Below are 1,040 nucleotides of genomic sequence, written 5' to 3'. Positions count from 1 at the left end.
GCCCTACCCACCACCGCTCCCCTAGGTATTCCTGTCGGGCTCGCTCACCCGAAGGTGAACGAGTACACTTCCACGCCCGCCGGTTCGCTCCTCGGCTTCTGCGGGTTGTTCGCCTCGATGCGTGAATCGGATTGCATCGACGCACCGGTGTGCAGCGCGCCAATCCGATCCAGGACCGGCCCCGAAGAGCCTGTGTACGCCGCTTCCGCGGCGCACCGCCCCGGCTGGCCGGGACGAGTGACCGTGAGTCCGCCCTGCGGGCTCCGAGACCGGAGGAACTCATGCACAGCAGGAAGATTCACGCCACCGCAGGCCTGGCGCTTGCATTCGCGGCAGTCATCGCATTGGCGGGGTGCACGTCCGCGACCACGRCCGGGTCGATGGACGACACCGCCCCGAGTCAGCAGCAGACCGAGACGCCGATGGCTGAGGAGACCATGATGGATCCGGCCGCCAACCTCGTCGGGCCGGCCTGCCAGGCCTACGCCGACGCGGTGCCGGACGGCGCCGGCTCGATCGAGGGCATGTCGCAGGACCCCGTCGCGGTCGCGGCATCCAACAATCCGATGCTGACCACGCTGACGGCTGCGGTGAGCGGACAGCTCAACCCCGACGTCAACCTCGTCGACACCCTCAACGGCAGCGAGTTCACCGTCTTCGCGCCGGTCGATGACGCGTTCGCGAAGATCGACCCCGCGACGATCGAGGCGCTCAAGACCGACTCCGCCACGCTGACGACGATCCTCACGTATCACGTGGTTCCCGGACAGATCGAGCCCGACGCGATCGTCGGCACACACACGACCGTCCAAGGCTCGGATCTCGAAGTGACCGGCAGCGGCGACAGCCTGATGGTCAACGGCGCCRCAGTCCTGTGCGGCGGCGTCCAGACTGGCAACGCGGTCGTGTACCTCATCGACACGGTGCTGATGCCCCCGGCTCAGTAGAAGACTCCGGCCGCTCGGGGGGGCGGCCGGCCCACAGGAGCCGGCGTCGGCTTCACGGGGCGGCGCGACCGCTGGTGCACTGCGAGGGTGCAC

At 68.6% G+C, this 1,040-nt stretch carries 1 protein-coding gene; it reads left to right on the top strand.

What is annotated here, in order from left to right; translation table 11 throughout:
• Positions 1 to 281: 281 nt before the first annotated feature.
• Complete coding sequence (locus AC1DVT_RS20425; RefSeq protein ID WP_477391251.1) at positions 282 to 947, top strand: fasciclin domain-containing protein; 666 nt, start codon at positions 282 to 284, stop codon at positions 945 to 947.
• Positions 948 to 1,040 lie beyond the last annotated feature (93 nt).

The organism is Microbacterium sp. P2_F9, from assembly GCF_056403635.1.
The sequence above is the reverse complement of the archived record's forward strand: the minus strand, read 5'-3'. Positions and strand labels throughout refer to the sequence as shown.